The 26,446-nt window shown below is 33.5% G+C and carries 27 protein-coding genes, 1 pseudogene and 1 other annotated feature; of the genes and pseudogenes, 5 read left to right on the forward strand and 23 right to left on the reverse strand.

Translation table 11 applies throughout. The features are described from left to right. Positions 1-74 precede the first annotated feature (74 nt). From KPL50_RS17375 to KPL50_RS17400, 6 genes are all read right to left on the reverse strand, one after another. Complete coding sequence (locus KPL50_RS17375; RefSeq protein WP_216299810.1) at positions 75-554, reverse strand: hypothetical protein; 480 nt, start codon at positions 552-554, stop codon at positions 75-77. Positions 555-787: 233 nt separating this feature from the next. Further along, on the reverse strand, positions 788-940 hold the full coding sequence (locus tag KPL50_RS17380; RefSeq protein ID WP_216299811.1) for a hypothetical protein: 153 nt from the start codon (positions 938-940) through the stop codon (positions 788-790). A 15-nt stretch (positions 941-955) separates the two neighbouring features. Continuing rightward, complete coding sequence (ilvB, locus tag KPL50_RS17385; protein WP_253200682.1) at positions 956-2,635, reverse strand: biosynthetic-type acetolactate synthase large subunit; 1,680 nt, start codon at positions 2,633-2,635, stop codon at positions 956-958. Between the two features lie 59 nt (positions 2,636-2,694). Then, positions 2,695-4,350, reverse strand: a complete 1,656-nt coding sequence (gene ilvD / locus KPL50_RS17390; RefSeq protein ID WP_216299812.1) for a dihydroxy-acid dehydratase — start codon at positions 4,348-4,350, stop codon at positions 2,695-2,697. Between the two features lie 12 nt (positions 4,351-4,362). Next, the gene (gene ilvC, locus KPL50_RS17395; protein ID WP_216299813.1) at positions 4,363-5,355 is read right to left on the reverse strand and encodes a ketol-acid reductoisomerase; all 993 of its coding nucleotides are present in this window, start codon (positions 5,353-5,355) and stop codon (positions 4,363-4,365) included. After that, a complete protein-coding gene (locus KPL50_RS17400) occupies positions 5,356-5,601 on the reverse strand; it encodes an ACT domain-containing protein (RefSeq protein WP_216299814.1) in 246 nt (81 codons plus the stop codon). A gap of 70 nt (positions 5,602-5,671) precedes the next feature. Further along, positions 5,672-5,985: a binding site (T-box leader), on the reverse strand. A gap of 364 nt (positions 5,986-6,349) precedes the next feature. Here KPL50_RS17400 and KPL50_RS17405 point away from each other — a divergent pair. Beyond that, positions 6,350-6,994: an adenylate kinase gene (locus KPL50_RS17405; RefSeq protein ID WP_216299815.1), complete on the forward strand. Its 645-nt coding sequence runs from the start codon at positions 6,350-6,352 to the stop codon at positions 6,992-6,994. Between the two features lie 57 nt (positions 6,995-7,051). Here KPL50_RS17405 and KPL50_RS17410 read toward each other — a convergent pair whose 3' ends face one another. From KPL50_RS17410 to KPL50_RS17425, 4 genes are all read right to left on the reverse strand, one after another. Further along, positions 7,052-8,680: a tetratricopeptide repeat protein gene (locus KPL50_RS17410; protein WP_253200683.1), complete on the reverse strand. Its 1,629-nt coding sequence runs from the start codon at positions 8,678-8,680 to the stop codon at positions 7,052-7,054. 179 nt (positions 8,681-8,859) lie between these two features. Next, positions 8,860-9,732, reverse strand: a complete 873-nt coding sequence (locus KPL50_RS17415; protein WP_216299817.1) for a sulfite exporter TauE/SafE family protein — start codon at positions 9,730-9,732, stop codon at positions 8,860-8,862. 305 nt (positions 9,733-10,037) lie between these two features. Then, positions 10,038-10,388, reverse strand: a complete 351-nt coding sequence (locus tag KPL50_RS17420; protein WP_253200684.1) for a hypothetical protein — start codon at positions 10,386-10,388, stop codon at positions 10,038-10,040. Positions 10,389-10,592: 204 nt separating this feature from the next. After that, the gene (locus KPL50_RS17425; protein ID WP_216299819.1) at positions 10,593-11,183 is read right to left on the reverse strand and encodes a TetR/AcrR family transcriptional regulator; all 591 of its coding nucleotides are present in this window, start codon (positions 11,181-11,183) and stop codon (positions 10,593-10,595) included. Between the two features lie 149 nt (positions 11,184-11,332). Between KPL50_RS17425 and KPL50_RS17430 the strand changes: the two genes are divergently transcribed. Further along, positions 11,333-11,491, forward strand: coding sequence for a lmo0937 family membrane protein (locus KPL50_RS17430; RefSeq protein WP_216299820.1), 159 nt, complete (start codon positions 11,333-11,335; stop codon positions 11,489-11,491). Between the two features lie 60 nt (positions 11,492-11,551). Here KPL50_RS17430 and KPL50_RS17435 read toward each other — a convergent pair whose 3' ends face one another. The 3 genes and pseudogenes from KPL50_RS17435 to KPL50_RS17445 form a co-directional block, all read right to left on the reverse strand. Continuing rightward, a complete protein-coding gene (locus tag KPL50_RS17435; RefSeq protein WP_216299821.1) occupies positions 11,552-12,472 on the reverse strand; it encodes a DMT family transporter in 921 nt (306 codons plus the stop codon). A gap of 173 nt (positions 12,473-12,645) precedes the next feature. Beyond that, a pseudogene (locus tag KPL50_RS17440) lies at positions 12,646-13,041 on the reverse strand (EAL domain-containing protein); the annotation flags it as partial. A gap of 24 nt (positions 13,042-13,065) precedes the next feature. Then, positions 13,066-13,599, reverse strand: a complete 534-nt coding sequence (locus tag KPL50_RS17445; protein ID WP_216299823.1) for a GNAT family N-acetyltransferase — start codon at positions 13,597-13,599, stop codon at positions 13,066-13,068. A gap of 273 nt (positions 13,600-13,872) precedes the next feature. Between KPL50_RS17445 and KPL50_RS17450 the strand changes: the two genes are divergently transcribed. Continuing rightward, the gene (locus KPL50_RS17450; protein WP_216299824.1) at positions 13,873-14,571 is read left to right on the forward strand and encodes a hypothetical protein; all 699 of its coding nucleotides are present in this window, start codon (positions 13,873-13,875) and stop codon (positions 14,569-14,571) included. Between the two features lie 144 nt (positions 14,572-14,715). On the opposite strand, the gene KPL50_RS17455 is transcribed toward KPL50_RS17450, so the two are convergent. Further along, on the reverse strand, positions 14,716-15,153 hold the full coding sequence (locus tag KPL50_RS17455; RefSeq protein ID WP_216299825.1) for an SRPBCC family protein: 438 nt from the start codon (positions 15,151-15,153) through the stop codon (positions 14,716-14,718). 62 nt (positions 15,154-15,215) lie between these two features. Then, a complete protein-coding gene (locus KPL50_RS17460; RefSeq protein WP_216299826.1) occupies positions 15,216-15,632 on the reverse strand; it encodes a VOC family protein in 417 nt (138 codons plus the stop codon). A 223-nt stretch (positions 15,633-15,855) separates the two neighbouring features. Between KPL50_RS17460 and KPL50_RS27130 the strand changes: the two genes are divergently transcribed. Together KPL50_RS27130 and KPL50_RS17465 are read left to right on the forward strand one after the other, a co-directional pair. Continuing rightward, complete coding sequence (locus KPL50_RS27130; protein WP_253200685.1) at positions 15,856-16,053, forward strand: hypothetical protein; 198 nt, start codon at positions 15,856-15,858, stop codon at positions 16,051-16,053. 8 nt (positions 16,054-16,061) lie between these two features. Further along, positions 16,062-17,462 carry an amidohydrolase family protein gene (locus tag KPL50_RS17465; RefSeq protein ID WP_253200686.1) on the forward strand — a complete coding sequence of 467 codons (1,401 nt, stop codon included), beginning with the start codon at positions 16,062-16,064 and terminating at the stop codon, positions 17,460-17,462. A gap of 163 nt (positions 17,463-17,625) precedes the next feature. Here KPL50_RS17465 and KPL50_RS17470 read toward each other — a convergent pair whose 3' ends face one another. The 8 genes from KPL50_RS17470 to KPL50_RS17505 form a co-directional block, all read right to left on the reverse strand. Beyond that, positions 17,626-18,618, reverse strand: coding sequence for a D-2-hydroxyacid dehydrogenase (locus KPL50_RS17470; protein WP_216299827.1), 993 nt, complete (start codon positions 18,616-18,618; stop codon positions 17,626-17,628). Positions 18,619-18,703: 85 nt separating this feature from the next. Further along, positions 18,704-19,735: an electron transfer flavoprotein subunit alpha/FixB family protein gene (locus tag KPL50_RS17475; protein WP_216299828.1), complete on the reverse strand. Its 1,032-nt coding sequence runs from the start codon at positions 19,733-19,735 to the stop codon at positions 18,704-18,706. A gap of 77 nt (positions 19,736-19,812) precedes the next feature. After that, on the reverse strand, positions 19,813-20,598 hold the full coding sequence (gene etfB, locus KPL50_RS17480) for an electron transfer flavoprotein subunit beta (RefSeq protein ID WP_216299829.1): 786 nt from the start codon (positions 20,596-20,598) through the stop codon (positions 19,813-19,815). A 38-nt stretch (positions 20,599-20,636) separates the two neighbouring features. After that, positions 20,637-21,770 (reverse strand): putative isocaproyl-CoA dehydrogenase AcdB, encoded by a 1,134-nt coding sequence (gene acdB, locus KPL50_RS17485; RefSeq protein WP_216299830.1) that lies wholly within the window; start codon positions 21,768-21,770, stop codon positions 20,637-20,639. A 58-nt stretch (positions 21,771-21,828) separates the two neighbouring features. Beyond that, positions 21,829-22,959: a 2-hydroxyacyl-CoA dehydratase subunit D gene (locus KPL50_RS17490; RefSeq protein WP_216299831.1), complete on the reverse strand. Its 1,131-nt coding sequence runs from the start codon at positions 22,957-22,959 to the stop codon at positions 21,829-21,831. Further along, entirely contained in the window at positions 22,959-24,179 is a 1,221-nt protein-coding gene (locus tag KPL50_RS17495) for a 2-hydroxyacyl-CoA dehydratase subunit D (protein WP_164957526.1), read from the reverse strand. Before KPL50_RS17495 ends, KPL50_RS17490 begins: the two co-directional genes overlap by 1 nt. A gap of 23 nt (positions 24,180-24,202) precedes the next feature. Then, positions 24,203-25,009 (reverse strand): acyl-CoA dehydratase activase, encoded by an 807-nt coding sequence (locus tag KPL50_RS17500; protein ID WP_216299832.1) that lies wholly within the window; start codon positions 25,007-25,009, stop codon positions 24,203-24,205. A gap of 56 nt (positions 25,010-25,065) precedes the next feature. Next, the gene (locus KPL50_RS17505) at positions 25,066-26,277 is read right to left on the reverse strand and encodes a CaiB/BaiF CoA-transferase family protein (RefSeq protein ID WP_216299833.1); all 1,212 of its coding nucleotides are present in this window, start codon (positions 26,275-26,277) and stop codon (positions 25,066-25,068) included. Positions 26,278-26,446: the final 169 nt, after the last annotated feature.

Raw genomic sequence — 26,446 nt, forward strand, 5'->3', positions numbered from 1 at the left:
CTTATATAGTGCCACAACAGTATCATATTGTGAAGGGTTATTGTTGTAAAATACCTAGACCTTTTTTATTGAAATTATATTTTTTTAACTGTGTATTTATCCCAATTACAAATTTCCAGCCTGTCCTCCGTTTCAAAGTCTACTATATCCCATATAATATTATATAATCTTCCTCCATTATCTATTGCTAATGCAGTATATTCACCCTCATGTCCAACTAATTTACTTATATATGCATCTTGAATTAACCGTAATTTTTTATTATTATATTGAAAAATACCATTATTATTTTCCAACTTTTTCAAATCAAATACTTGACTTAAATCATCAACATAAACCTTCATACTTTCAGTAACTTCTTCTACATAATTTATGCATAATTCATCTTGTTCTAAATCATAAATATAATGATCATCAAGGTTCACCGTTTGAAATTCAATTATTTCACTATCTGTTAATAGTAGAGTTATGCTTAAGTTTTCAGTTCCACGGGTTCCATATTTCTTAGACTTTTCTTTAATTTCTTTTTTTATTCTTCTCATTATTTTTTTCATTTGCAAATCCCCTTTCGATCCATATTTGCCCTACAAAATAGGATTAAGACACTAAATTAAAATAAACACCAACAGCTACTACTTAAACTAGTGATGCTTATTTCATATAAATCGCCCTATTATAACAATGATAAAAAATATACTTTCTACTTAATTTAATTTCTATTATACCACGTTCAGTAAAAAATCCCCACCTTAAGCAGAGATTTCTTTTAAAGTACCAGCTTGTTTTTTTATTCCCAATCCTCGGCTCCACGGCCTAATCCAAAATAGTTAACTTTGTAATTTGAATTATCAACTTCAAATGGATTTTGGAATTCTTCCTCAAAATTATCCACTTTCTCTGTATTTTCCATATTATCCATTCTTTCATTTATATTTAACATTTTTATTTCCTCCTTTTATTTTAAAACTAAATCTTGAATTGATTTTCCTGGAGGTACAATTGGATATACCCCTTCATCCTTATCTATTACACAATCTATAATTATAGGTTTTCTTCCCGTTTTTACGGTTTCAAGTACATTTTTTAATTTGTCTGTACTGGTAACCCTGTATCCTTCAATACCATAGGCTTCTGCAAGTTTTACATAGTTCACATCATCTTCAATATCCGTTTCGCAGTATCTTCCACCACTGAACATTCTCTGCCACTGTCTTACCATTCCTAATGCCTGATTGTTCATTATCACAATAACTATAGGAAGCTTATACTTTGAAATGGTCTGAAGTTCATTGCAGCTCATTCTAAAACTTCCATCGCCGGTTACCAAAAGTACCCTTTTGTCTAAATTCCCCATTTGACTTCCCATTGCGGCACCTAGTCCAAATCCCATGGTTCCGAGCCCCCCGGAGGTAATAAATGTTCTTGGTTTCATAAAGTTCCATTGCTGCGCTGTCCACATTTGGTGTTGTCCTACATCTGTTGCAACTATTATATCTTCCTCAAGAGCCTCATTTAAGCATCGAAGGACAGTACTATGTGTAAATTTATTTTCTGCCTTAGTAGTGTTTTTTAAACTTGCCCCCCCCATACCCTTCCAGCCTTCTATTTCATCATGCCAAGACTTTCTATCTTTTGCCTCCATATATATAAGAAGTGATTCCAAAATTGTGTTTATATCTCCGATTAAAGATAAATCTACTAACTTATTTTTACCTATCTCCGTTTCATCAATATCAATGTGAATGATTTTTGCTTTTGGAGCAAATCCATCTGCTTTTCCAATTACTCGATCACTAAATCGAGCACCAATCGCTATAATTAAATCGCTATTGGTCACTGCTAAATTTGTTTCTCTAAAACCGTGCATTCCTACCAGTCCCAGTGACAATTTATGATTTCTAGGAATGCTACCAAGTCCCATCAATGTACTTACCACAGGTATATCTCCAATTTTTGCAAACTTACATAATATGGTTGAAGCATTAGCTGTTTTTATTCCACCTCCAGCATAGATTATAGGTTTTTTTGCACATTGAATCATTTTAGCAACTTCTTGTATTTTCTCTATCCCTATCAAAAAAGGTGATTTTTGCTTTACAATTTCATTTTTTACCTTTGTATATTCAGTTTCACTTGTGAAAACATCCTTAGGAATATCTATAAGCACAGGGCCTGGTCTTCCATTACGTGCTATATCAAAAGCTTTTCTTATTGTATCTGCTAAATTTTTTTCATCCTTTACAATACAGCTATGCTTTGTAATAGATAGTGTAATTCCCATTATATCTATTTCCTGAAAGGAATCCCGTCCAAGCAAATTACTGGGAACTTGCCCTGTAAATACAACCATTGGAATGGAATCCATATAAGCAGTTGCGATTCCCGTAATGGTATTGGTTGCGCCAGGTCCTGAGGTTACAATGCAAACGCCGACCTTTCCCGTTGCTCTGGCATACCCATCTGCTGCATGAACTGCCGCCTGTTCATGAGCTGTTCTAATGTGAGTGAAATATTCCAGTTCATCATAAAGTGCATTATATAGTGGAATAACAGATCCACCAGGATATCCAAAAATAATATTCGCCTCCTGCTCTTTTAAACACTCCAATAGAATTTGAGCTCCATTCAGTTGCATTTTATCACCTTCTTTTCAAATTATATTATTTCTTATTATTGTGTTTTCTAACTTTTTACTTATTTACAAACCGCACCAGTTGACGCTGAAGAAACCATTTTTGCATACCTGCCAATATATCCTTTGTAGTTATGCTCTTTTATTTTTACTCCTTTTTTTCTTTCTTCAAGTTCTGACCTGTCTACTAGCAGTTCTAGTTTTCCAGCTGGTATATCTATTTCTATTACATCCCCATCTTTTACAAGCCCAATAGGTCCACCCTCATAGGCTTCTGGAGATACGTGGCCAATTGCAGCGCCCTTTGTTCCTCCTGAGAATCTACCATCCGTAATAAGGGACACATACTTGTCTAGTCCCATTCCTACTAAAGCGGAGGTTGGAGTAAGCATTTCTCTCATCCCAGGTCCTCCTTTAGGGCCTTCATAGCGAATAATCACCGTTTCTCCCTTGTTAATTTTTCCACCTAAAATAGCCTCTACTGCAGCTTCTTCTCCATCAAAAACCTTTGCAATAGCTTTTGTTTTAAGCATCTCCTTAGCTACCGCAGCTCTCTTTACCACTGCACCATCTGGTGCTAAATTTCCTCTAAGAATTGCTATACCACCGGTTTTGCTGTAAGGTCTGTCAATAGACGCTATTACATCATTTCCTACTTTTTCTGCCCTTTCTATAAGTTCTCCCTGTGATTTATTTGCTACAGTTAAAGCATCTAAGTGAATCAATTTTTTCTTACTCAATTCATGCATTACAGCTGTTACTCCACCTGCTTCATATAAATTTTCCATATGATAAGGCCCTGAAGGGCTTAATTTACAAAGGGTTGGTGTCTTTGCACTAATTTCGTTAATTTTATCTAAATCCATTTTCATTTCTAGCTCATAGGCTATTGCTGTTAAATGTAACACTGTATTAGAAGAACATCCAAGAGCCATGTCCACTGTTAGTGCATTTTCAAATGCACTTTCAGTTAATATGTGCTTAGGAAGTATATTTTCCTTTACTAGCTCCATGATTTTTATTCCTGTTGCTTTTGCTAGCCTTTTTCTTTCTGAATATACCGCCGGAATAGTTCCATTCCCTGGCAATGCCATTCCTAATGCCTCTGTCATACAATTCATGGAATTTGCTGTGAACATTCCTGCACAAGAACCACATGTAGGGCAAGCTTTAACTTCTAATTCACTTAGTTCTTCTTCTGTCATTTTCCCACTACATACTGCGCCTACGCTTTCAAAAACAGTAATCAAATCTATTTTTTTACCCTTCATTTTTCCTGCAAGCATCGGCCCTCCACTAACTATAATGGCTGGAATATTTAACCTTGCCGCAGCCATGAGCATAGCTGGCACAACTTTATCACAACTTGGTATTAAGACCAATCCATCAAAACCATGGGCTTTTGCCATAATTTCAATACTATCTGCAATGAGTTCCCGACTTACCAATGAATATTTCATTCCTTCATGATTCATGGCTAGCCCATCACAAACTGCAATAGTTGGAAACTCAAGTGGGGTTCCTCCTCCAATAAGAACTCCTTTTTTTACTGCTTCTGCAATCTCTCTTAGCCCTATATGACCTGGGACAATTTCATTGAAAGAATTTACAACACCAATAAATGGCCTTTCTATTTCTACATCACTTAATCCTAAAGCGTTTAAAAGTGCTCTATGAGGTGCTTTAGAAATTCCTTCTTTAATCACTTTGCTTTTCAAAATTTCTACCTCCTATTTTTTAATCCAAGACATCATACTTCTTAATTCTTTGCCTACCCCCACTAGCGGATGTTCCAGTTCCCTTCTCTTAATTGCATTAAAGTTTGGTCTGTTGATTTGGTTTTCCACTAACCAATCCCTTGCAAATTCTCCATTTTGTATTTCGAGAAGTACCTTTGCCATTTCTTTTCGCGTATCTTCATTTATAATTCTTTTACCTACCATGTAATCCCCATATTCAGCAGTATCACTGACGCTATATCTCATATTTTCAAATCCACCTTCATATAGCAGATCCACAATAAGTTTCAGTTCGTGGAGGCACTCAAAATAAGCAATTTCTTTCTGGTATCCTGCGTTTGTAAGCGTATCAAAACCAGCTTTAATAAGTTCTGTAACCCCTCCGCATAAAACTGCCTGTTCTCCAAATAAATCTGTTTCCGTTTCCTCTTTAAAAGTAGTTTCAAGCACACCGGCCTTTGTTGCACCAATTCCTTTTGCATAAGCAAGTGCAAGTTCTTTTCCACTTCCGCTGTAATTTTGGTATACCGCAATAAGTGCTGGAACACCTTTTCCTTCTTGATATACTCTTCTTACTAAATGTCCTGGCCCCTTTGGTGCAACCATAAATACATCTATATTTGCTGGAGGTGCAATCTGATTAAAGTGAATGTTAAAACCATGTGCAAAAACTAATGCATCTCCCTCTTTTAAATATGGCTGAATACTCTCCAGATAAATTTTACTTTGTAATTCATCTGGAGCAAGTATCATTATTACATCACAGCGCTTCGCCGCATCACTAACCTCTAAAACTTCAAGCCCAGCTTCCTTTGCCTTGCTCCATGAATTACTGCCTTTATATAAACCAACAACTACATCTACTCCGCTTTCCTTTAAATTAAGTGCATGAGCATGACCTTGACTTCCGTACCCTACAATTGCAATCTTTTTCCCTCTAAATAAACCTAAATCTCCGTCACCATCATAATACATTTTTGTCATTTAATTCTCCCCCTCAAACTCTTTGATTTCATATACATTTATAATTTTTCTAAGCTGCATCATTGCTTGTTCTATGCCTAAATTAGTATTTTCTTCTATTGTTATCCTCAAATCCGAATAGCCACCTATTTCACCTTCTGTCATTACCAGTTCTCTTATTTGAAATTCCTTTCTTCTTAACGTATTGGTAATTCTTACTAGTGCATCTATACCATGTTCCACCTTAGCACTTATTGTTTTATACATTACAATACCCCCTTTTCCGAGCAAATAAAAAAATCTTCCATCCCTATAAACACATATCTAAATATGTGTTTATAGGGACGAAAGATTTCGCGGTACCACCCTAGTTCGTAATTTAAAATTATAAATCACCTCCTTGTTTCTGGTCAAAAGAAATATCAATTTGAAAATAAATTTCTACAACCATAGCCCTATATCGGAGGCAACCGTCTTCGTTTACTTAATGCGAAACTATGGATCTTTTGCAACTTTTCATCCCAATAGTTTCAAGTTCAACTCAGCAGCTCAGGAGTGATTATTCCATATCAGTATCAACGCCAACTCTCATCGTCCATTGGCTCTCTGTGGTTTCAACTGTGATATCTTTCTCTCCGTCTTCGCTTTATTTATTATATTGTTTTTTATTATATGCGTATTAATGCAGTTTGTCAACTGCATTAATTCATTTTTTTAAATTTTCTTTTCTTTCAATCTTTCGAAATATATAATTTTTCTTTTTCAATATATAGAAGTCAAAACTATTCTTAATTGGTAATTTATTAAATATATTGTATAATTAGTATATAACATTTATAGTTTAACGACTGCGTTTTGTACATTGCAAATATTTAAAGGTATACTTCAAAATATAATAAGAAAGGTAGGTGAAAATCCTGCACTGTGGTTAATCATTATACAATGATACCACCACTCTATTTAAGTAATAGAGTGCTAAATTGTTTTGTTACGATTTTAGGTAGCAGGCGTTATTTTGAGAATAATTTTATTAGGTGCCCCTGGAGCTGGAAAAGGTACTCAAGCAAAGCTAATATGTGAGAAATACAACATAACCCATCTATCAACTGGAGATATTTTTAGAATGAACATTTCCACCTGTACTCCACTCGGTGCACAAGCAAAAGAATATATTGATAAAGGGCAGCTGGTACCTGATGATCTAACTATTCAAGTAGTAGAAGATAGACTAGTGAGAGAGGATTGCAAAACCGGCTTTCTATTAGATGGATTTCCAAGGACAGTTTTTCAAGCGGAGGAACTTGGTAAATTTCTACAGGGTATTAACAATACCTTAGATGTTGTACTTCTAATCGATGTTCCCAGCGAATTTATACTCGAAAGAAATATAGGAAGAAGAATATGTCCTTCCTGCGGATGGAGCTACCATATAAAATTTAATCCACCTAAAGAATTAGGTATCTGTGACTTTTGTGCTAGTAAACTGATTCAAAGAAATGATGATAATGAAGAGACAGTCAATGAAAGGCTTAATGTATATACGAGTCAAACCCATCCTCTAATAGATTATTATAAGACAAATCATTCACTATCTACCGTTGATGGTAGGGATGATATATCTACAGTCTCAAAAAATATTTTTTCAATACTAGATAATTAATGTATTAAAAAAAGCTCTTCTCAATATAATATTCGATTGAGAAGAGTTTTTAAGGTTTTATTCTATTTGATTTTGAATTAAAATTTTCAAGGTCATGCTCTCTTCAAAAATCGGATCTAAGGCTAGTGATTTATCAGTATACTCTAAGGCTTTTTCAATTTGACACAGATTATAAAAGCAAACCGCAATTTTATAGTAGATCTCAGCAGTAGCACCATATAATTCATGTGAATATTCAAAAAATCTTAGGGCATCACTATCCTTGCCAATATAACTAAACAATAAGCCTAAATAGAATGCTAAATCCCCTTCTTCACCAATAGGGAAATAATGCTCCCAAACACTATTCATTACTGTAACTAGCTCTTCTATTGGGAAATCTTCCTGCGTATCTATTCTTTCAAGTAATATGTTATAGACTTCTTGAAAGGTTCTTGCATCCCAAATTGTAAACCTAAGAAAGGTTAGTATCTGCTTTGTTTCTAAAGATTCGCATAGTGGCACAACTGCTTTTTTTAATATATAAAAATCATCTGGTCCTATGCTTTCAATTATTTCATCATAGGCCATTGTAGTTTCTACAAAATCATGAGTGCTACTAGTTAATAAAAATAGTGACATGTTTACATTCTCATGTTCATAGATACTATGTATTGCTTTTCCACCAATATTTTTAAAATATTGTTCCATGGAATGAAAATTAACCGTCATAGAAATACATCCATGTTTTGATAAAAACGGATGAGAGTTATTTAACATGGATTTTTCATTTTTATAACCTTTATCTGCTGAAATTAAAATTATGTCATCATTAAACGTTCTTTTTAATCTAGAGATACAACGCAGGGCCATTATAGGCAATGAAAAAGATGTATCCTCTAAGCGATTTTTATAATATAAAAGGATATCATTGAAATCATCATCTTCATAATAATTATCACCTTGAATTTGGTTATCTGTATAGTAATAATCTAAGCCTGCTAGTATTGATTTGTCCTCTGAGCTTGCCAAATCATCCGTAGAAGTTATTGTAATTAAACCTTCAAAAATCTCTCCCTTGTTTACATAAAAGGTATCTTGCGGAAGGCTATCAAAGGTATAGTTAGCAATTAAAATTAAAGGATTCTTTAAATTGCCAGGGGCTAAAATTTCACCACTGTTTCTTAATTTAAGCTGATCATCTTGCGTTATATCGAAGGTTGCGCAGTCAAGTATTCCAGAGTCAAAATAAGGCTTTAAAAAGCTATGCTTCTGCCAATATTCAATATTTTTTTCAGAAAAATCTGTTACTATATATTTGAATTTCAACCCTTTTAGCGAAGAACTCTCAATTATATGTAAAAATCTTTTAAGAAAGGTATAGGTAAACCTTCCTACACCAGATGCAAGTTCCATTATGTATATGGTGGAGTTTTTATCTATATCAGTCCTTGTAACATAGTCTCTGCAATATCCAAATATAGTTTTAGCATATAGGTTCGCTATATAAGGATTAGTTGTTATATATTGAGGTACAATTCCGCGAATCCAGGCTTCCGGACCCTGGTTTGCAAAAAAGTCACTCTGTAGGTTCCATACCATAGATTGTGATAATTGTTTTTTTGCTTCAAGAATAACTGTAGTATGTTCATCGGTTATTACCTTAATCTCTTTATGAATATTAGATTGTTTAACTTTTTTTAACAAAACAATTCCCCCTTGGATAAAAGATAAAATCATAATTTACCACTTAAATTTAATATAGTAACTTCAACATTTATTTCTTTTATTATATTCTGTAGCGAAAATATAAACAAGTAATTGAGAGACTATTACTCTAAGATTATTAGTTTTTTTTAGCCTAATATTATATCCCTATCAATTTTTCATGTATTTTTCCGTGCTTGATGAGCAGATCCTAACATCATAATGGCTGTATAGATTACAATTATTAATACTAACCATTTAACAATATTTAGTGGCAGTGATTTAACCATATATGCAGCAATTAATACTCCAACACTTCCAAACAATGTAATAGCTATAGATGCTTTTCTATCGTATGCTTCCTTTTTTACAAATTGAACAGATCCCGCAGGCATAAGAAAAGCGCAGGAGCCCATCATTATTGGAAAAGCAGCAAGAGGATTCATTCCAAGTGCATAAATTAATGCCATGCAAGGAGCATAAAGACCAACACCAAGTTGCATTAGTGCTCCAAGTATAAAATTACAACCAATGGCTATCATAAGCTTAATTCCCGTTAGCCCCTCAGCTGTTCCGCTAACCGGCATAAAATGTAGCAGACCAGAAATCATAGTAATAGCAACCATAATTAATGCAAGTCCCATTCCAATTCTTACTTTTCTTATATCAAATTCTGCAACAATATCTGCTCCAATTATTGCACCCAAAACTGCGGCCATAATCATTGAAAACAATGTTATTATATCAACTTTAATCACAGTTAAAAAAATAATTGCCTCCAAAACTGTAGGAATTGAACAAGATACATTTAAAGTACCAGGAAGAGTTCTATCATCAGTCAACTTGAAAAATCTAACTATGGAGGTTATAATAGCAAAGCTTCCTACACCTAAAGTATCAAAAAAATTTGCTATAAAACCTATTATACCAAAAGCAATAAAATTTTTATTCGCCCTTTTCCTGAGCTTTGTTGCTTTCAAAACATCAGAAAAATAAATGAAAGCAAAATATGATACTAACAAAATTAGTGACCCTAGTAGCATTTTAACCATAAAGCATCTCCATTCTTGTGCTATAGCAATATAGCATTCACAATATTCTTAATTTAAATTTTTAATGCATAATATATTTATAAGCTTATCTTTAACTTTTATTACCATCTCAACCTCATAAAACTAATTATTCTTCTTTGTAGTCATAACTATAAATTCACTATTTAAAGGATTTTTGTGATTTACTAATAGAGCATACATGAATTGTTAAAACTTCGCAAAAAAAACTACTGAAATATATTAATATATTTCAGTAGTTACCCTCACTAACTTTTACAAAGTTTTCTAATTTTATTTTACTATCTTTACCTAGTAACAGTTACATTATTTGGTTCTATTGTGTTTTTCATTAAAATAATTAAACATATTATAGCTAATAAATTAAACATTGGGAAAATGACTATCTCAATTATGCTCATTTTCACGTTATTTAAAGCTAAATTTATTATCATAGCAGAAATACATGTTAGCTTTGTTATTCCCTTGAAAATTGATGGTTCTATTTTCCCAAGCCATAACATTCCTATAGCAAAAGCAAGGAATAATTGAAATCCTCCTATTAGTTTTACTGGCAGTTGTTTTTTGAAATTTAGAGCAATGTTATCAATATCAAATGACATCATTGCAAGAATAAAACCAAATAAACTGAGTGACATTAACAAAACATAAATGATAAAAAACTTATTATACATCCATAAAAATGTGTATGACATAAATGTGTAAAGAAAATATCCTAAAGTACCAGTCAATAGAAGTTTCCCTTTAAATGAGCCTTTGCGAGTAAAATAATTGGATATTAATAACAACGGTATTTGCAATACATAATACAAGTATACTTATAGTTTTTTTGAATTTCATAATTATTTACCTACCCCTTTAACAAGTATTTCTACATAAGAATTTATTGTAGTATTTATTATATTTTCATCATAAATGTTATTTAGCACAATCATATTCACCATACCAAAGACACCTGTAGTTAGCAAAACCGCTGTGAATTTCGTATTATCTATGACAAAATCTCCGAGTGTAACTCCTCGCTTTAAAATAAGTATAAGTAAATTCATAGCTTCGTTATCATTAGATGCCTCATCTGTAGCATTAACACCACTTAAAAGTGTGGCTTTAAAATGTTCTCTTCGCTTTAACAGTAGCTGCGAGAGTTTTAAAAGGCCTGTTTTCAAAGCTGTTTTAGGTGTCATACTTATAAAATCAATACATAAAAGCTCTTTAAATATTCTATGATAGTTATCACTGGTAATTGCCTTTATAATGTCATCTTTATTTTTAAAGTAGTTGTAAATCATAGCAGGAGAGTATTCAATGTCCTTTGCCAGTTTTCTAATAGAAAGCTTTTCGTAGCCAAGCTCTAATATGAGTTTACTGGCACTGTCAAATATTTTTTCCCTTATAGCTTCTTTCTCTGATTCTCGCCTTTCGATTATTCCCATATTTGCGCCCCCTTTCTTGTGAACACTGTTTATTATACTAACATTGTTTATATTTGTCAACGCAATAGGTATACATAATGAAATTTGGGTCATTATAATATTTAAAGAGATTTAATAAATATATATATTTATGAAAGGTAGTGTTTTGGATGGGTTTTTTAAGTTGGATAGGTGGAATAGTACTATGTTTTTGGTTCTTAGGATTTATGTTTAGTGTTGGTGGGCTTATGATCCATTGGTTACTTGTAATAGCTACAATCGCCATAGTCGTAGATATAATTTCAGGTAGAAGAAGAAGAAGAACCTAGGAGATTATTATAACAATGCGAAGAGCCAATTAGGCTCTTTTTCACTTTAATATAAAATGTTTAAATTGTTAAATTTGCCTGGTTTTCTTTATTTTTAACTTGAGACAAAATTATAATTGTACCTATAATACAAGCTGTTCCCGCCCATTCAGGTAGACCAAAAGGGACCTTTAACCAATAAATAGATAAAAAGGCTGCTGATAGTGGTTCAACACAAGATAGTACACTAGTTTCTGTTGGTTGTATGTACTTTAAACTTTCAAGGTAACAGCAAAAGGCAATAAGGGTTCCAAATAACACCACAAATATAACAGCAAATATTGATGCAATTGACCATTGACCAGTAAAGTTCCAAGGCTGATGGATAAAACTAAAAGCTATTCCACCAATGAGCATCCCCCATCCAACTACAATTGTAGAACCATACTTAGCAAGCAGATAACGAGGTTGCAAGGTGTAAAAGGCTGCCGTAAATGCCGAACAAATCCCCCAAAATAAGGCTAATTTAGAAATAGATAGGGTATGTATATTGCCTTTCGTAATAATAAAAAACGTGCCCGCCATTGCCAGTATAATGGCTATTATTTCTTGTAAATTTGGAATTCTTTTATTGAAGATAATTAAATAACAAGCAATTATCACCGCTGATAAATATTGAAGAATAGTTGCTGTTGGGGCATTCCCATATTTAATAGAAGCAAAATATGTATACTGCACACCTACCATCCCTATAATGCTAAAAATTACGAGACTCCAGCAATTATGCTTGGTCTCCCATATTTTCCATAAATTTTTATTTCCTTTTATAAATGCATGTACTAATAGAATTATACCTGATACTAGAAGGCGAATTACAACAAGCCATTCTGCACTAAATCCTTTTTCCTGAAACAAAAATTGAGCAACTGTGCCGGATACGCCCCATAGTGTGGCCCCTATTATTACAAGTATTATTCCTTTTATTCTCGGCTTACAATTCATTTAATTTTAACTCACTTTCTTCTTTTTATTATACAAATACCTCATGGTTATTATATCATGAATTTTTGATAATTAAACGTAAGATTTACTAACTATACATTGGTTAATTTCAGATAAAAAGCGCAAAAAACTACCCAGTAGACAGCTATCTTGAACTATCTACTGGGTAGTTTTCACTTGATAAATTTTTCTCTAAAATTAGCTGATGTCATTGGTTTACCAATTAAGTATCCTTGAATAGAATCACATTGGAGTTCCTTTAACAGTTCAAATTCTGTATCTGTTTCAATTCCCTCTGCAACAACTTTAATGCCTAAGCTATGAGCCATTACTACCATAGCTTTAATTATAACTTTATTTTTAGAGCTATCTTTTAAATTTATTATAAGTGATCTATCTATTTTAATTGTATCAATAGGAAGCTTATTTATATAACTCAGGGAAGAATACCCTGTGCCAAAATCATCCATTGAAATTTTAATCCCCTTTGATTTTAACTCTGTAAGTATTTTTATTATTAAGTCAGGGTCTTTCATGGCCTCATCTTCAGTAATTTCTAGATTTAAATACCTAGGTTCTAGTAACTGTTTCTATTATACTACTGAACGATCTTCATAATTAGCATCTATGGAAGCCTCGTTTTTTTCTTCTATATATTCCTTGCATAGCAAGGCTCTTATGTAGCCTCGGTCATTAGTGGTGGATTCTATATAGAAGCCCCTTCCATAGTAAAACCTAATAAGTGAAAACATTCTGGATGCAGTATGAAGATATAAAGAGGTAATCCCGATTTCTATCATTAAGTTGTCAATTGCATTCATTAATATTTTACCGATACCATTATTTTGATGTGTAAGTGAAACACCGAATCTACTTAAATAAGCAGTACTATCATGTTTTATTTCAATCCTCACACTACCAATAACTTCTTCGTTATATAGAGCTACAAAAACTTCAGTAGTTTCTATAGCCTTTTTTATCTCCTCATAGGTTTCCTCAAGAGGTGCGATTAGTTCTGTAATTGCCGCGTTTTCGGCATACATCTTAAAAGATTCCCTTGCAAGTACTCGTATTTCTTCAATGTCGGTATAAACCGCTTTTCTAATTTCAAAAGACATTTTTTCCATGGATCTACCTCCCCATATCACAATTATTTCTGTGAGTAATTATATATAATTTTTAATCAAAAAACAAGATATATTTTCTTAACTATTGCCTGAAAAATAAGTGTGAATCTTAAAAATATTACAAAAAATTCATCTTGTATTTAATGCGCCATAGCAAGGTATTCTTTAGTACTAAAGCCAGTTACCCTAGCCGCTTGTTATAAAGTATACTGATAATTCAACGATAGTATAATAAACACAATAATATATAAAAAGGAGGAATCACCCACACATATGGACATTATTGAAATTAAAGGGAGTAACAGTTCGAATTATACTATTACAAATGACACAAAAAAAGCAGATAATAAAAATACTGGGAATATTGATACTTCAAACGCCCAAAGGGTTACACAAGATTTTGGAACTGATACTTTTGTTAAATCCACAGAAGAAGACAAGGCAGATTCAAGCTATAAACCTCTAAGAAAGAAGCTTTCCACAGAAGAAGTTACAGCTTTAAAAGAATCACAGGAAAACTTAAAAGCAGATTTTATAAAAAAATTCATAAGTGATACAATAAATAATCAGAATAAGCTACTTGGAAAATCAACTGAAAGTGGAATTAGTGAAATGTCAAAAGAAACTACAGATCTACTTACTAAAATATTTGGTTCTGTAGAAAATGCATATCCAAAAATGGCAACAACTCCAGAAGGTGCGAAGCAAGCAATAGAAAAAGGTGGAGCATATTCTATAAATGCAGTGGCTGATCGTATTCTGACTATGGCTAAATCTATAGCAGGAGATGATCCAAAGAAACTACAACAAATGAGAGCTGCAGTAGAAAAAGGCTTTTCTCAAGCTGGATTAGATTTTAATAAAGCGACAAATAGTGATTTACCACAAATTTGCAAAGATACCTATAATGAAGTTATGAAGAGATTTGATGAATTGCAGAACAAAACTAGTAGTAATACTGAAAAAGTATAAATAACAATAAACAAAAGTAAGCGTCAAAAATTCTCTGTATTTATGGGTGTTATAAAAGCTATAACAGGCTGTCCTACTTAAACCATTTAATTCTAATAAAGCAGTTATCTACCACAATTTTGCGGTAAATAACTGCTTTTCAGTTTACATTTTCAATTGTTGGCTCTCAGCATATTTTTTAAAGTTATCTAAAATCTGCTGCCATCCCTTTTGTTGGAGCTCAATTGAATTGGTTTTTTCTGATTCAAAGGCTTCAATTATCTTGGTTTTGTTTTCTTGACTTATAAAAGTGATTTTAACTTTTCTCCCGTCATCTAAAATATAAGAAATAACCTCATTTAATTTCACTTTATCATAAACACCACTAAGATCAAACCCGAAGCTACCATCTTTAGCTTCCATTCTTGAAAGAAATTTTCCACCAACCCTTAAATCATTTTCAGAAAATGGCGTGTGCCAATCATCTGAAGCGATATTCCATTTAGTTATATGTTGTGTTTCTGTCCAATATTTCCACACTATTTCCACGGTGGCATTAACTATAGTTTCTACGTTTATAATTGAATTATTACATGTTTCCATTATATATATCACACCTTTTTTAATTAACACATTTTATGATTTAACCTGGTAAAATTTATTTCTTACTCCCTGGGCAGCTTACTCATATCCATAAACAGCACATTCCACCTATGACCGTCCAAATCAGAAAACCCAAAGCCATACATCCAGCTGTCATTGTCTTCTGCCTCAGCATAGATTGTACCGCCGGCCTTTACTACCTTCTCTGCCATTTCATCTACTTCTTGCCTGCTCTCTGCATCGATAGAAAACAAAACTTCCGTACCTTGCTTTGAATCTGTAATTTTATTTCCCGTAAAATTTTTAAAAGCGGATTCCGTGAAAAGCATCACCACAATATTTTTTTCTCCTATGACTAAGCAAGCGCCTTCATCACTGTTAGTATACTTCTCATCAAATGAAAATCCAAGCTTATAAAAAAACTCTTTTGATTTTTTGAGGTCTTTTACCGGCAGATTAATCCAAAGTTCTTTTGTCATTACTTTCTCTCCTTTTTAATTAAATGTTTTTCCTACTATTATAACCTAATTACATAAAAACTCTTGCTATCTTTTTAAATTATCCTTATCCTATCTATCTTTTTCTTGAAAAAATTGTTTATCTGCTCCCCAAAACCTCTGTTTGATTGTCTGACGTTACTAGAGTTTTCTATTGCATAAAAATCGTTAAAGTACTATATTCTACATAAGGGGATGAATTGAAATGTTAGATATAATAATAAAAAACGGAAATATAGTAGACGGTACTGGTAATACTTCTTATCAAAGAAGTTTAGGAATCAAAAATGGAAAAGTAGTGAAAATCGAAAGTAATATTGTTGAAGAAGCCTTAGAAATTATTGATGCTAGTGGACTTATAGTTTGCCCGGGTTTTATGATGTGCACAGCCATAATGATTTAGTACCTTTTATGGATGAAAATATTCAAAATTTGAAATTAATGCAAGGTGTAACCACAGAGCTTGTAGGACAATGTGGCTTAGGCGTCATTCCTTGTATTGAAGAAGAAAATAGCATATGGAAAAACTATATAAGAGGAGTAGTCGGAGATCCTCCATTTAATTGGAGTTTTTCTAATCTCGATGACTATATACATAAAATAGCTTCAAAAGGACTGAAAAATAATTTTTCAATTCTCATTTCCCATGGAGCAATTAAGACAAGTGTTATGAGCTTTGATAGTAGAATACCAACTAAAGAAGAGCTTTCCAGAATGTGTAAAATAGCAGATAGTGCTATGAAAGCTGGTGCTTTTGGGATGTCTATAGGCCTTCAATACATGCCTGCAATTTTTAGCACAAAAGATGAGCTAATAGCTATATGCACGATTATTGCAAAGTATGATGGAATTGTTATGGTTCATCTTAGAAATCATGATGATACTATAACAAATGCTCTAGAGGAAATTATTTATATAGCCAAGCGGTCTAATGTAAGGCTTCACATTTCGCACATGAGGTCTTACAACTCGAAGGATTTGGGTTGTGATGCTGAAACGCTTATAAGTTATATAGATAATGCAGTAGCAAAAGGGATTAAAATAACCTTTGATGAGCATTTATATTTATCTGGAAGCACCCTAATGACTCAACTTTTACCACCTTGGATTACTGCTGGCGGGAGTGAACAAATGCTTAAAAGACTTCAAGATAAAAAACTGCTCCTAAAGCTTAAAGGTGAACTTACAAGTATCAAAACTCACTATAGTGGGTGGGACAATTATAGCTTAATTACAGGTTGGGATGGCATACTCATAACTTCAGTAAAAGAAGTGGAAAATTTAAAATACCTTGGAAAGACTGTAGGTGTCATTGCTAAAGATCTAGGTATTAACCCTGTAGATTTTGCGCTGCAGCTGCTTATGGACGAAAAGTTTGGAGTAGCAATAGTCACGCTAAATATATTTTCCGAGGAGGATACCATTAAACTAATAAATCATCCACTGCAAATGGTAGGGTCAGACAGCATACCAGCAGGAAATCCACATCCAAGGCTTTATGGCAACTACCCTCTTTTTATAGGTAAATTTGTGAGAGATAAAAATGTCCTTTCTCTTGAAAACGCTATATATAAGATATCCTATCTGCCTGCTAAAACTTTAGGCCTTAAAGATATAGGAGAAATAGCTGTAGGTAAAACTGCTGATATAGTTTTATTTGATTTAAAAGAAATTAATGGTTTCGAAGATTACTTTGAACCAACTAAAGCCCCTGTTGGAATTAAATTTGTTGTATTAAATGGCAAGCTTGCTGTAAGCGATAGCGTGGTATGTAAGGATTCCTATGGAAAAGTTTATAAAAGCTCTAACTAGACTGCTCTCATCCATGTTTTTTTATTTTCTAACTAAGAATTTAGTAGTTATCTCCAATTTATACATACCTCAGTATGCTACCTCATAATTGTATTTAAAAAACCCAGTATAATAAGAAATTATACTGGGTTTTAAACAACCATGAGCTATAAATAAAATAAAATTAGTTTACAATATAATTACTAGTACCATTTTTAAGAATATCGTAAGCTCCATCTAATCCACCTTCAACTAAATTTTTAACTGCTGTTTCAGTATAAAATGCTATGTGTGGTGTTAATAATACATCATCACGGTGAGTAAGTTCTTTTAGCATCTCATCCTCAACTTCCTTACCCGTAAAATCTTTTGTAAAATAGTTGAATTCATTTTCATAGGTATCTAAAGCTGCAGCCGCAATTTTACCACTGTTTAAAGCATCTATTAACGCTTTTGTATCAACAATTGTGCCTCTAGCTGTATTAACGAAAAACGCACCATCTTTCATTTTATCAAAAATTTCTTTGTTAAATAAATGGAAATTATCCTTTGTAGCTGGTATATGCAATGAAATTAAATCTGCTTGTGCAATAGCCTCTTCAAGAGTATCTACATATTCCATACACCCTTTAGCTGCTTCACAAGGGTATAAATCATATCCTATAACTTTTGCACCAAAACCTTTAAATATTTGCGCTGTTATGCATCCAATTTTACCCGTTCCAATAATTGCAATAGTCATGGATCTTATTTCTTTAGATATAATCTCTTTTCTCCAACGATAATCTTGTTCTTTCATGGCTACTTTAATATGATTCACATGGCGAACAATATTAAGTGAGGCAGTTACAGCATATTCAGCAATTGCATTAGGCGAATATACAGGCACGTTTGTAATAAATAATCCATGTTTTGTTGCCTCCACCATATCGAACATATCCACTCCAGCTGTACGTGATGCAATTTGTTTTATTCCTTTATCTTTTAATCCTTTATAAATTCCGTGTTCCATCTTTTTTGTTTGACAGAGACAAACTCCATCAAAGCCTTTTACTAAATGAATATTTTCTAATGATAAAGGTTCTGAAATATTTTCAACTTCCACTTCACGCTTTTTACCCCAGATGCTAGCAGCACTAACTTCATCTTCTCTTGCACTAAACATAATTAATTTCATTTTTATTTCCCCCTTGTATATTAACAATTTATTGGAATTTAAAAATTTCAAGTCCTATAATATATAGCTTTAATCCACCTTATATTTATGCATTTATCCTTTTTACTAATTCATCAACATTATCTAATTCCTCAGTGAGCATTGGAACTATATCATATACATCTCCAACAATACCATAGTCAGCTACTCCAAAAATCAGAGCTGATGGATTTTTATTGATAGCAATTACTACATCTGCTTCCTGCATACCAACAACATGTTGAATAGCACCAGAAATACCACAAGCAATATACACAGTAGGCTTCACAGTTGTACCAGTTTGACCTACTTGATGAGAATGATCAATCCATCCTGCATCAACAGCCGCACGAGAAGCACCAACTACTCCACCAAATTTATCTGCAAGCTTTTTGAGCATTTCAAAGCCCTTTTCATCTCCAAGACCTAGGCCTCCGGAAACAATGACATTAGCATCTACTAAAGATACCATATCCTTATTTGTTTTTACAGTTTTAATTACCCTTGTTCTTATATCCTTCTCTGACAATTTAAAGTCTAAATTAATAATTTCCCCAACTTTTGATTCATCCTTTAAAGCTTTATCCATAACACCTGGTCTTACAGTAGACATTTGTGGCCTATTATTTGGGCAAATAATAGTGGCCATAATGTTCCCTCCAAAGGCAGGACGAGTCTGCATAATTTTTTTATCCTCTGGGTCAATTTCAAGTTTTGTGCAGTCTGCTGTTAGTCCTGTGTCCAATCTAGATGACATCCTAGGAGCTAGATCTCTACCAATATGAGTTGCTCCAAGTAGCATTATTTCGGGTTTAAATTGATTTACAGCATCGCAAATAACTTTTGTGTAAGCATCTGTTGTATAGTTTTCTAAAAGAGAACTATCTGCTACATATACCTTTTGCGCACCATAAGAAATTAATTCCTTAGCAAGTCCATTTATATCTTTTCCCAGTAACACAGCACATAATTCAACCCCAACTTCATTAGCAAGCTTTTTACCTTCTCCCAAAAGCTCAACTACAACCGGAGAAATTTTACCTTGTCTTTGCTCTGCAAATACCCATATATTTTTATATAAACTTAAATCCATATCCATGTTTACCTCCACCTAATATAATGTATTTTGTTTTTCCATAAATTCAGTATTATGCAACCTATTGATTGCAAATCAACTTATATAATGTGTTTTTGTTTTAAAGCCACTACTAATTGTTCAACCTTTTTCTTAGATGTACCCTCAAGCATTACGCCCTTTCCCTTAGGTTGTGGTGTAAATGATTTAAATACCTTAGTAGGTGAAGCTTTTAATCCTACGTGATTTGTATCAATGTCAATATCGTTAAAGCCTAAAACCACAATTTCTTTTTTATATGCATCAAATATTTTGTCTACTGACATATATCTAGGTTCGTTTAACTCCTTAACAGCTGTTAATAATACAGGCATATCTACTTTAATGATCTCATATCCATCTTCTAGTTGCCTTTGTACTTCTAATTCATTACCTTTAATTTCAAGGTTCTGAACGTATGTAACTTGTGGCATATGCAGTTTTTCAGCAATCTGAGGTCCTACCTGAGCTGTATCTCCATCTATTGCTTGTCTTCCTGCAAAAATTATATCAAATTGTCCTATTTTATTAATACCTGCTACTATTGCATTAGATGTTGACCAGGTGTCAGAACCACCAAAGGCTCTATCACTTAATAGAAACGCATCATCTGCACCCATAGCTAAACATTCTCTTAGCATATAATCTGCCTGAGGTGGTCCCATGGAAACCACAGTAACTGTAACATCTTTATATTTATCTTTTATTTTAAGAGCTTCCTCTAATGCATTAGCATCATCTGGATTTAAAATACTTGGAACACCCTCGCGAATAAGGGTTCCTTTCTCTTTATCAATTTTAACTTCTGTAGTATCTGGTACTTGTTTTACACAAACTAATATTTTCAAAATATATACCTCCAAGTATAAAAATTTTTATATTGTTTCTATCTTAAAACACTGGCTGCGATTACCATTTGCTGTACTTGTGATGTACCTTCATAAATAGATAAAATCCTAGCATCTCTGTACATTCTTTCAATTGGATAATCCTTTATATAACCATATCCACCATGAAGTTGTAGTGCTTTATAAGCAACCTCATTAGCCACCTCTGCTGCATAGTATTTTGCCATAGATCCTTCTTTTTCAATTTTCATATGAGCATCTTTCTTTTCTGCAGTATCATAAACTAATAATCTAGCTGCACATACCTTAGTCTCCATGTCAGCTATGGTAAACTGAGTATTTTGGAACTTAGACAATGGTTTACCAAATTGAATTCTTTGCTTAGTATATTTTATAGCTTCATCTAAAGCACCTTGAGCAACTCCAAGAGCTTGCGCCGCAACACCGATTCTACCAGCCTCAAGAGTATTCATAGCAATTTTAAATCCCATACCCTCTTTGCCTATTAAATTCTCCTTTGGAACCACAACATTCTGGAAAACTAAATCAGAAGTTTCTGTACCTCTAATACCCATCTTGTCCTCATGAGCACCATGTGAGAATCCTTCCCAACTACTTTCTACTATAAATGCTGAAGTACCGCGTACACCTTTAGATTTATCAGTCATAGCAATTACTATGGCAAAATCACAAATGGGAGCATTAGTAATAAAGCACTTTCTACCATTTAAAATATAGTTATCTCCATCTAACACAGCTTCTGCTTGCTGTGCACCTGCATCAGAACCTGCACCAGGTTCAGTTAAAGCAAAGGCGCCAATTTGCTCGCCTAAAGCTAAAGGTTTTAAGTATTTTTCTTTTTGAGCATCTGTACCAAAATTCATAATAGGCAATGCCACAAGAGAGGATCCAGCAGTAACAAATGTACCTGTGGAACAACATTTCCTACTAATTTCTTCCATAACTATCGCATATGAAACATAATCTGCACCAGCTCCACCATATTCTTTTGGAACTATTGTGCTTATAAATTTATACCTTGCCAACTTATCCATTAATTCCCTTGGCATCACACCAGTCTTATCCATCTCCGCTGGCAGTGTGTCTAATTCTTTTTTCACAAAATCTCTAACTGCCTTTTGTAAAAGTATATGTTCTTTCTTAAATAACATATTAATATCCTCCATTTCAACTTTGATATAGCATTATTTATATATAATCATGTTCAAATTATAAGCTTAGCATTTCAGCAAAAGTTTGAACACGAGTTCTAGCTTGTTCATTATTTTTCATTTGTTGATCTATCTCAAGATATAAAGTAGGAACTCCTGCTGCTTCCACTTCTTTCTTCATTAGTGGATAATCATATTCCTCAGGATCACAGAATTTCATCATGCAGAAAATAACACCATCAATATTCTTTTCCTTTATCTCCTGAGTTATCATAGCTCCACGTTTTTTCTCAGGGTCGTATGCCAAGGAGCAGCCTTCAAAAATAGACCAAAATCTTGCTAATCTATCTACTGCATCCGATCCTCCTGGAACGTCAAATCTAAATTGTCTTGTTTCTTGTGCTAAATCATCTGCAGCTACTGCAATATTATTTTCAGCAAGAATACTCAGTAACTCTTCTGAGTCAGCTAATATACCTGATAACAATACTGTTTTCCCTAACCATTTCTCAGCAGGCGTTTTCTCTACTTCTGAAATAAGAACTTTCACTAATTTTGTATGCTCCGATTTTTCCATGAAGAAAGCACTCTTAATGACTGCATTTCTAATTATTGGAGTGATAATATTTGGGTACTTTGCAGCTACTTCTACAAAACCCCTCATAGTTCTTCTATGGTCATTATAAATCTCAATACTTTCATTTAATTTTTCTTCTGTAATGATGCAACCACTAATTTCTTCTAATCTTTTTTTGATATTATTGTATTCACTTTTTAAATATACAATGCCTGCTTCAAGTTTCCTGTTCTGAGGATGAACAAGTGAAATATATTCAACCTGTGGAACAGCTACCTTCCAATTCTGGCCCATACATATTAAGGTGTCACACATACCAGGAATAATAACCGCTGATAAATCATTGTAGACTCCCTTTAATCCATATTCAAGGCAAGACTGCATAATTGAACAAGCGAATGCTGGAAGATATTGTTTACTTAATTCAATGTCTGTGGCTCCTCCCCAAATACCCATTGGAAACATTCCAGCAGCATGAATAATCTCTTCAGGACAGTAAACAGGAAAACATCCAACTATTTTGATACCTTTTTCTCTATATGATTTCACCACTGCTCCTGGATTATTAATAACATCTTTCATCTGTGATAAAACAGTTTCAAAAGTATTCATTAGTCATTACCTCCAGTTATTTTTCTTTCTTCCATTACTTCAACTAAACCTTGTATTCTTGTTTCAAATTGAGCTTCTGTAAAATTCCTTGGATCTGCTTGATCTCCATCAAAACCCGCATAAGGTAACCCCGTAGCTTCGTATACCTTTCTTTGCATTTCATATTGCATAAGGCTCATCAGTTTACAGCTTCTGTTCATATGGTAGAAAGCACCATCGCAGTCACCTGATTTTAGAGAATCTATTCTGAATTTTGTCATTCTATCTAAATTTACATTATTAAACATACTACTATAGGCTCTTGCCATTCCATCTAGATCGTTGACTTCGTACTCTAAAGCCCAGGCATCAGGGTAAACACTCCCCGTCATATTAACACCATATTTTGATAATGTTTTCATTTTAAATCCAATATATGGCCAGCAAGGTATTCCTTCCATCATGATTCTAAATTTTTCTTCTCCCCTAAATGTTGTTTCCTTATTTTTAATTCTCTCTTCTAATTCTGCAATTAATAGTTCAAAAGCATCGGTTGTTTCCTGTTTTCCTCTTGCACAAACAATAACTGCCATATAGTTGAATAAATCAAACCCATTCATAGGAGATGGCTTTGCTGAAGGTAAACTCATTGAATACTTCCAAAGCTTACCGTTTTTAGTAGAAATCTTCATGACCTCTTCAAATTTTTTAGGGTCAAATTTCTTTCCAGAGATCACTTCTAACTGTTTAATAGCTTCATCAAATTGACCTTTTAAATAATCTATTCTTTCCTGACTAACTTCATATTCATTGTTAAATGTAGTGTCAATCAAAATAAGTGGTATATTTAATTCCTTAGAGATATTTTCATACCATTTAACAACTTGATTACAAATGTTGTTACAACATAATAGAAAGTCAGGACGAGGCATATCTAAGCTTTCACAACCGCCATTTTCAAGAAATCCAAAATTAGTTCTTGCGTAAGCACATATGTCATTAGAGTATCCTGTGTCCTCTGCAATTCCACATAATTTTAGAGATTCTCTTTTTGCAGCTATTCCTGCTGCTTGATTTTCAGGATAGCATACACTAAGCCCAAAACACTCCGCAAGCTCTTGAGGAAATACAGATGTGGACCAACCTACAGGTTCACCCTTTGCTTTGGCCTCAAATGCATTTTCGTACTGCTTTGCTAATAAATTGCTTATTACTTCTTTTGATGATAATTTATCGCTCATTTTTCTCCTCCTCAAACCTTTTATTAGTTTTCAATTTCATTGCTTTCAAGTTCATTATTTTTAAGTTCATCGAATGCATACAAAGCTGCTCCTAATGCTCCAGTAAGTTGTGCTAAATCTGGCACAATAATTTCAAGTCCAAGAGCCTGCTCCATAGCTCTAACAACCCCGCTATTTCTTGCCACACCACCTACCATTACCACACTTTCCTGGATACCTACTCTTTTTGCAAGACTAGAAACTCTTTTAGCTACTGAAGCATGAATACCAGCAATAATATCTTCAATTGCTACTTCATTGGATAAATGAGAAATAACCTCTGATTCTGCAAAAACAGTACATGTACTACTTATAGGAACTTCTTTTGTGGATTTAGCAGACAAGTCACCTAAATCTGAAACATTAACTTCAAGTGCTCTTGCCATAACATCTAAAAATCTTCCTGTGCCAGCAGCGCACTTATCGTTCATAACAAAATTAACCAATTTACCACTTTCATTAAGCTTTAATGCTTTTGCATCTTGCCCACCAATGTCTATAATGGTTTTAGCACTGGGTACTAAGAAGTTAACTCCCTTTGTATGACAACTCAGCTCGCTAATTTGCTTATCTGCATCAGAATATTTCATTCTTCCATATCCAGTTACTACTAGCTTTTCTATATCCTCGCGGCAAATATCCAGCTTCCCAAATAATTCTTTCAATGCCCTTGCAGGTCCTGTAGTGCCTGTACCCGAGGGTATAGTTGAAGTAGCCACGATTTTTATACCATTCTCAATAATTACACCCTTGGTTGCTGTTGAGCCTATGTCGAGTCCCATTGTATACATACTATCCTGTCCTTTCCTATTTGGCGTAATATGCCTTACTAACAATTTTACTAAAACTATCTAACTAATTTGCCTGATTTCAAAGTCTGAATTTCTTCTATGCTATATCCAATTGAACTTAAGATTTCATCAGTATTTTCTTCAAGTCTTGGAGCAGGAGTCATTTCCCTAATACCCATTTCTCCAAATTTAACAGGTGAATTGACTAAAATACCTTCATTACCTGAATCATAAGTTTTCTTTACTAAATAGTCATTTGCCCAAGCTTGTTCATCCACAGCAATGTCAGCACAAGACTGAACTCTTTCAAAAGGAATATCACATTCCATAAGAACTTTTTCCCACTCATCAAGAGTTTTTTTAAGCATTGCCTCTGAAACAATAGTAACCATAGACTCAACATTTTCCACCATTCCATTTCGGGTATTATATCTATCATCATTCATTAAATCTTCTCTACTAATAGCCTTAAAGAATCTTTCAATCCATTGATCATATTGTATTAATGCTAATTGAATCCATTTTTCATCCTTGCATTGGTATGAATTACAAACAGGAGAGTTTGGACTAAGTCTTGACATCGGCATTTTATTTCCGTACTGGTCAGACATAATCATAGAACCAAGTCCATAAATGCCCATATGGTAAAGACTTACTGTTATCTTTTCTCCTGTGCCTGTTTTAGCTTTCTTTACAAGAGCTGCGCATGCACCTGCTGCAAGAGCAATGCCTACGTAGTGATCGCCAAAGCCTGCAGCAACATTTGTTGGAGTAGTACCTTTTTCCATAAGTGAAGACATAACACCACCTCTTGCAAAATATGATGTGTAGTCAAATCCAGGTTTATCCTTTAGTGGCCCTTCCTCTCCATAGCCTAAAGCTTGAACAAATATTAAACCAGGATATTTTGCCTTAAGCTGTTCATAAGATAATCCAAGTTTTGCAAGAGCTTGCACGCGAACATTTGTAACAAAAATATCTGCCTCTTCAAGTAATTTATGAAATACTTCCATGCCTTCTTTTGATTTTACATTAACGCAAATACTTTTTTTATTAAAGTTTTCATTTTCAAACCAAGGATTTTCATCATCCTGGCAAGGTGATGAGTATACACATCCAATACCCCTCATGTTTTCTCCAGAAATAGGCTCTACCTTAATAACATCAGCACCCCAATCAGCAAGCATCCTAGCAGCACATGGTGCAGCGATAAATGTTGCAAATTCAACAACTTTAATTCCTTTTAATAGCCATTTGTTATCATCCATTTTAATCATCCTTTCAATATTTCTTTATATTTAAACACTATATATATTTAAGTATTATAAACCTTTAAAGATTGTAAACTTTTACACACTATATGCAGTAGCAAAAGTCATGCCAAATATAAGTTGTTTGAGAAACTACACTAAGTCTATTTTTTAACAAACCTTTGCA

The sequence above is a fragment of the Clostridium sp. CF012 genome, assembly GCF_018861755.1.
Taxonomy (GTDB): domain Bacteria; phylum Bacillota; class Clostridia; order Clostridiales; family Clostridiaceae; genus Clostridium_AD.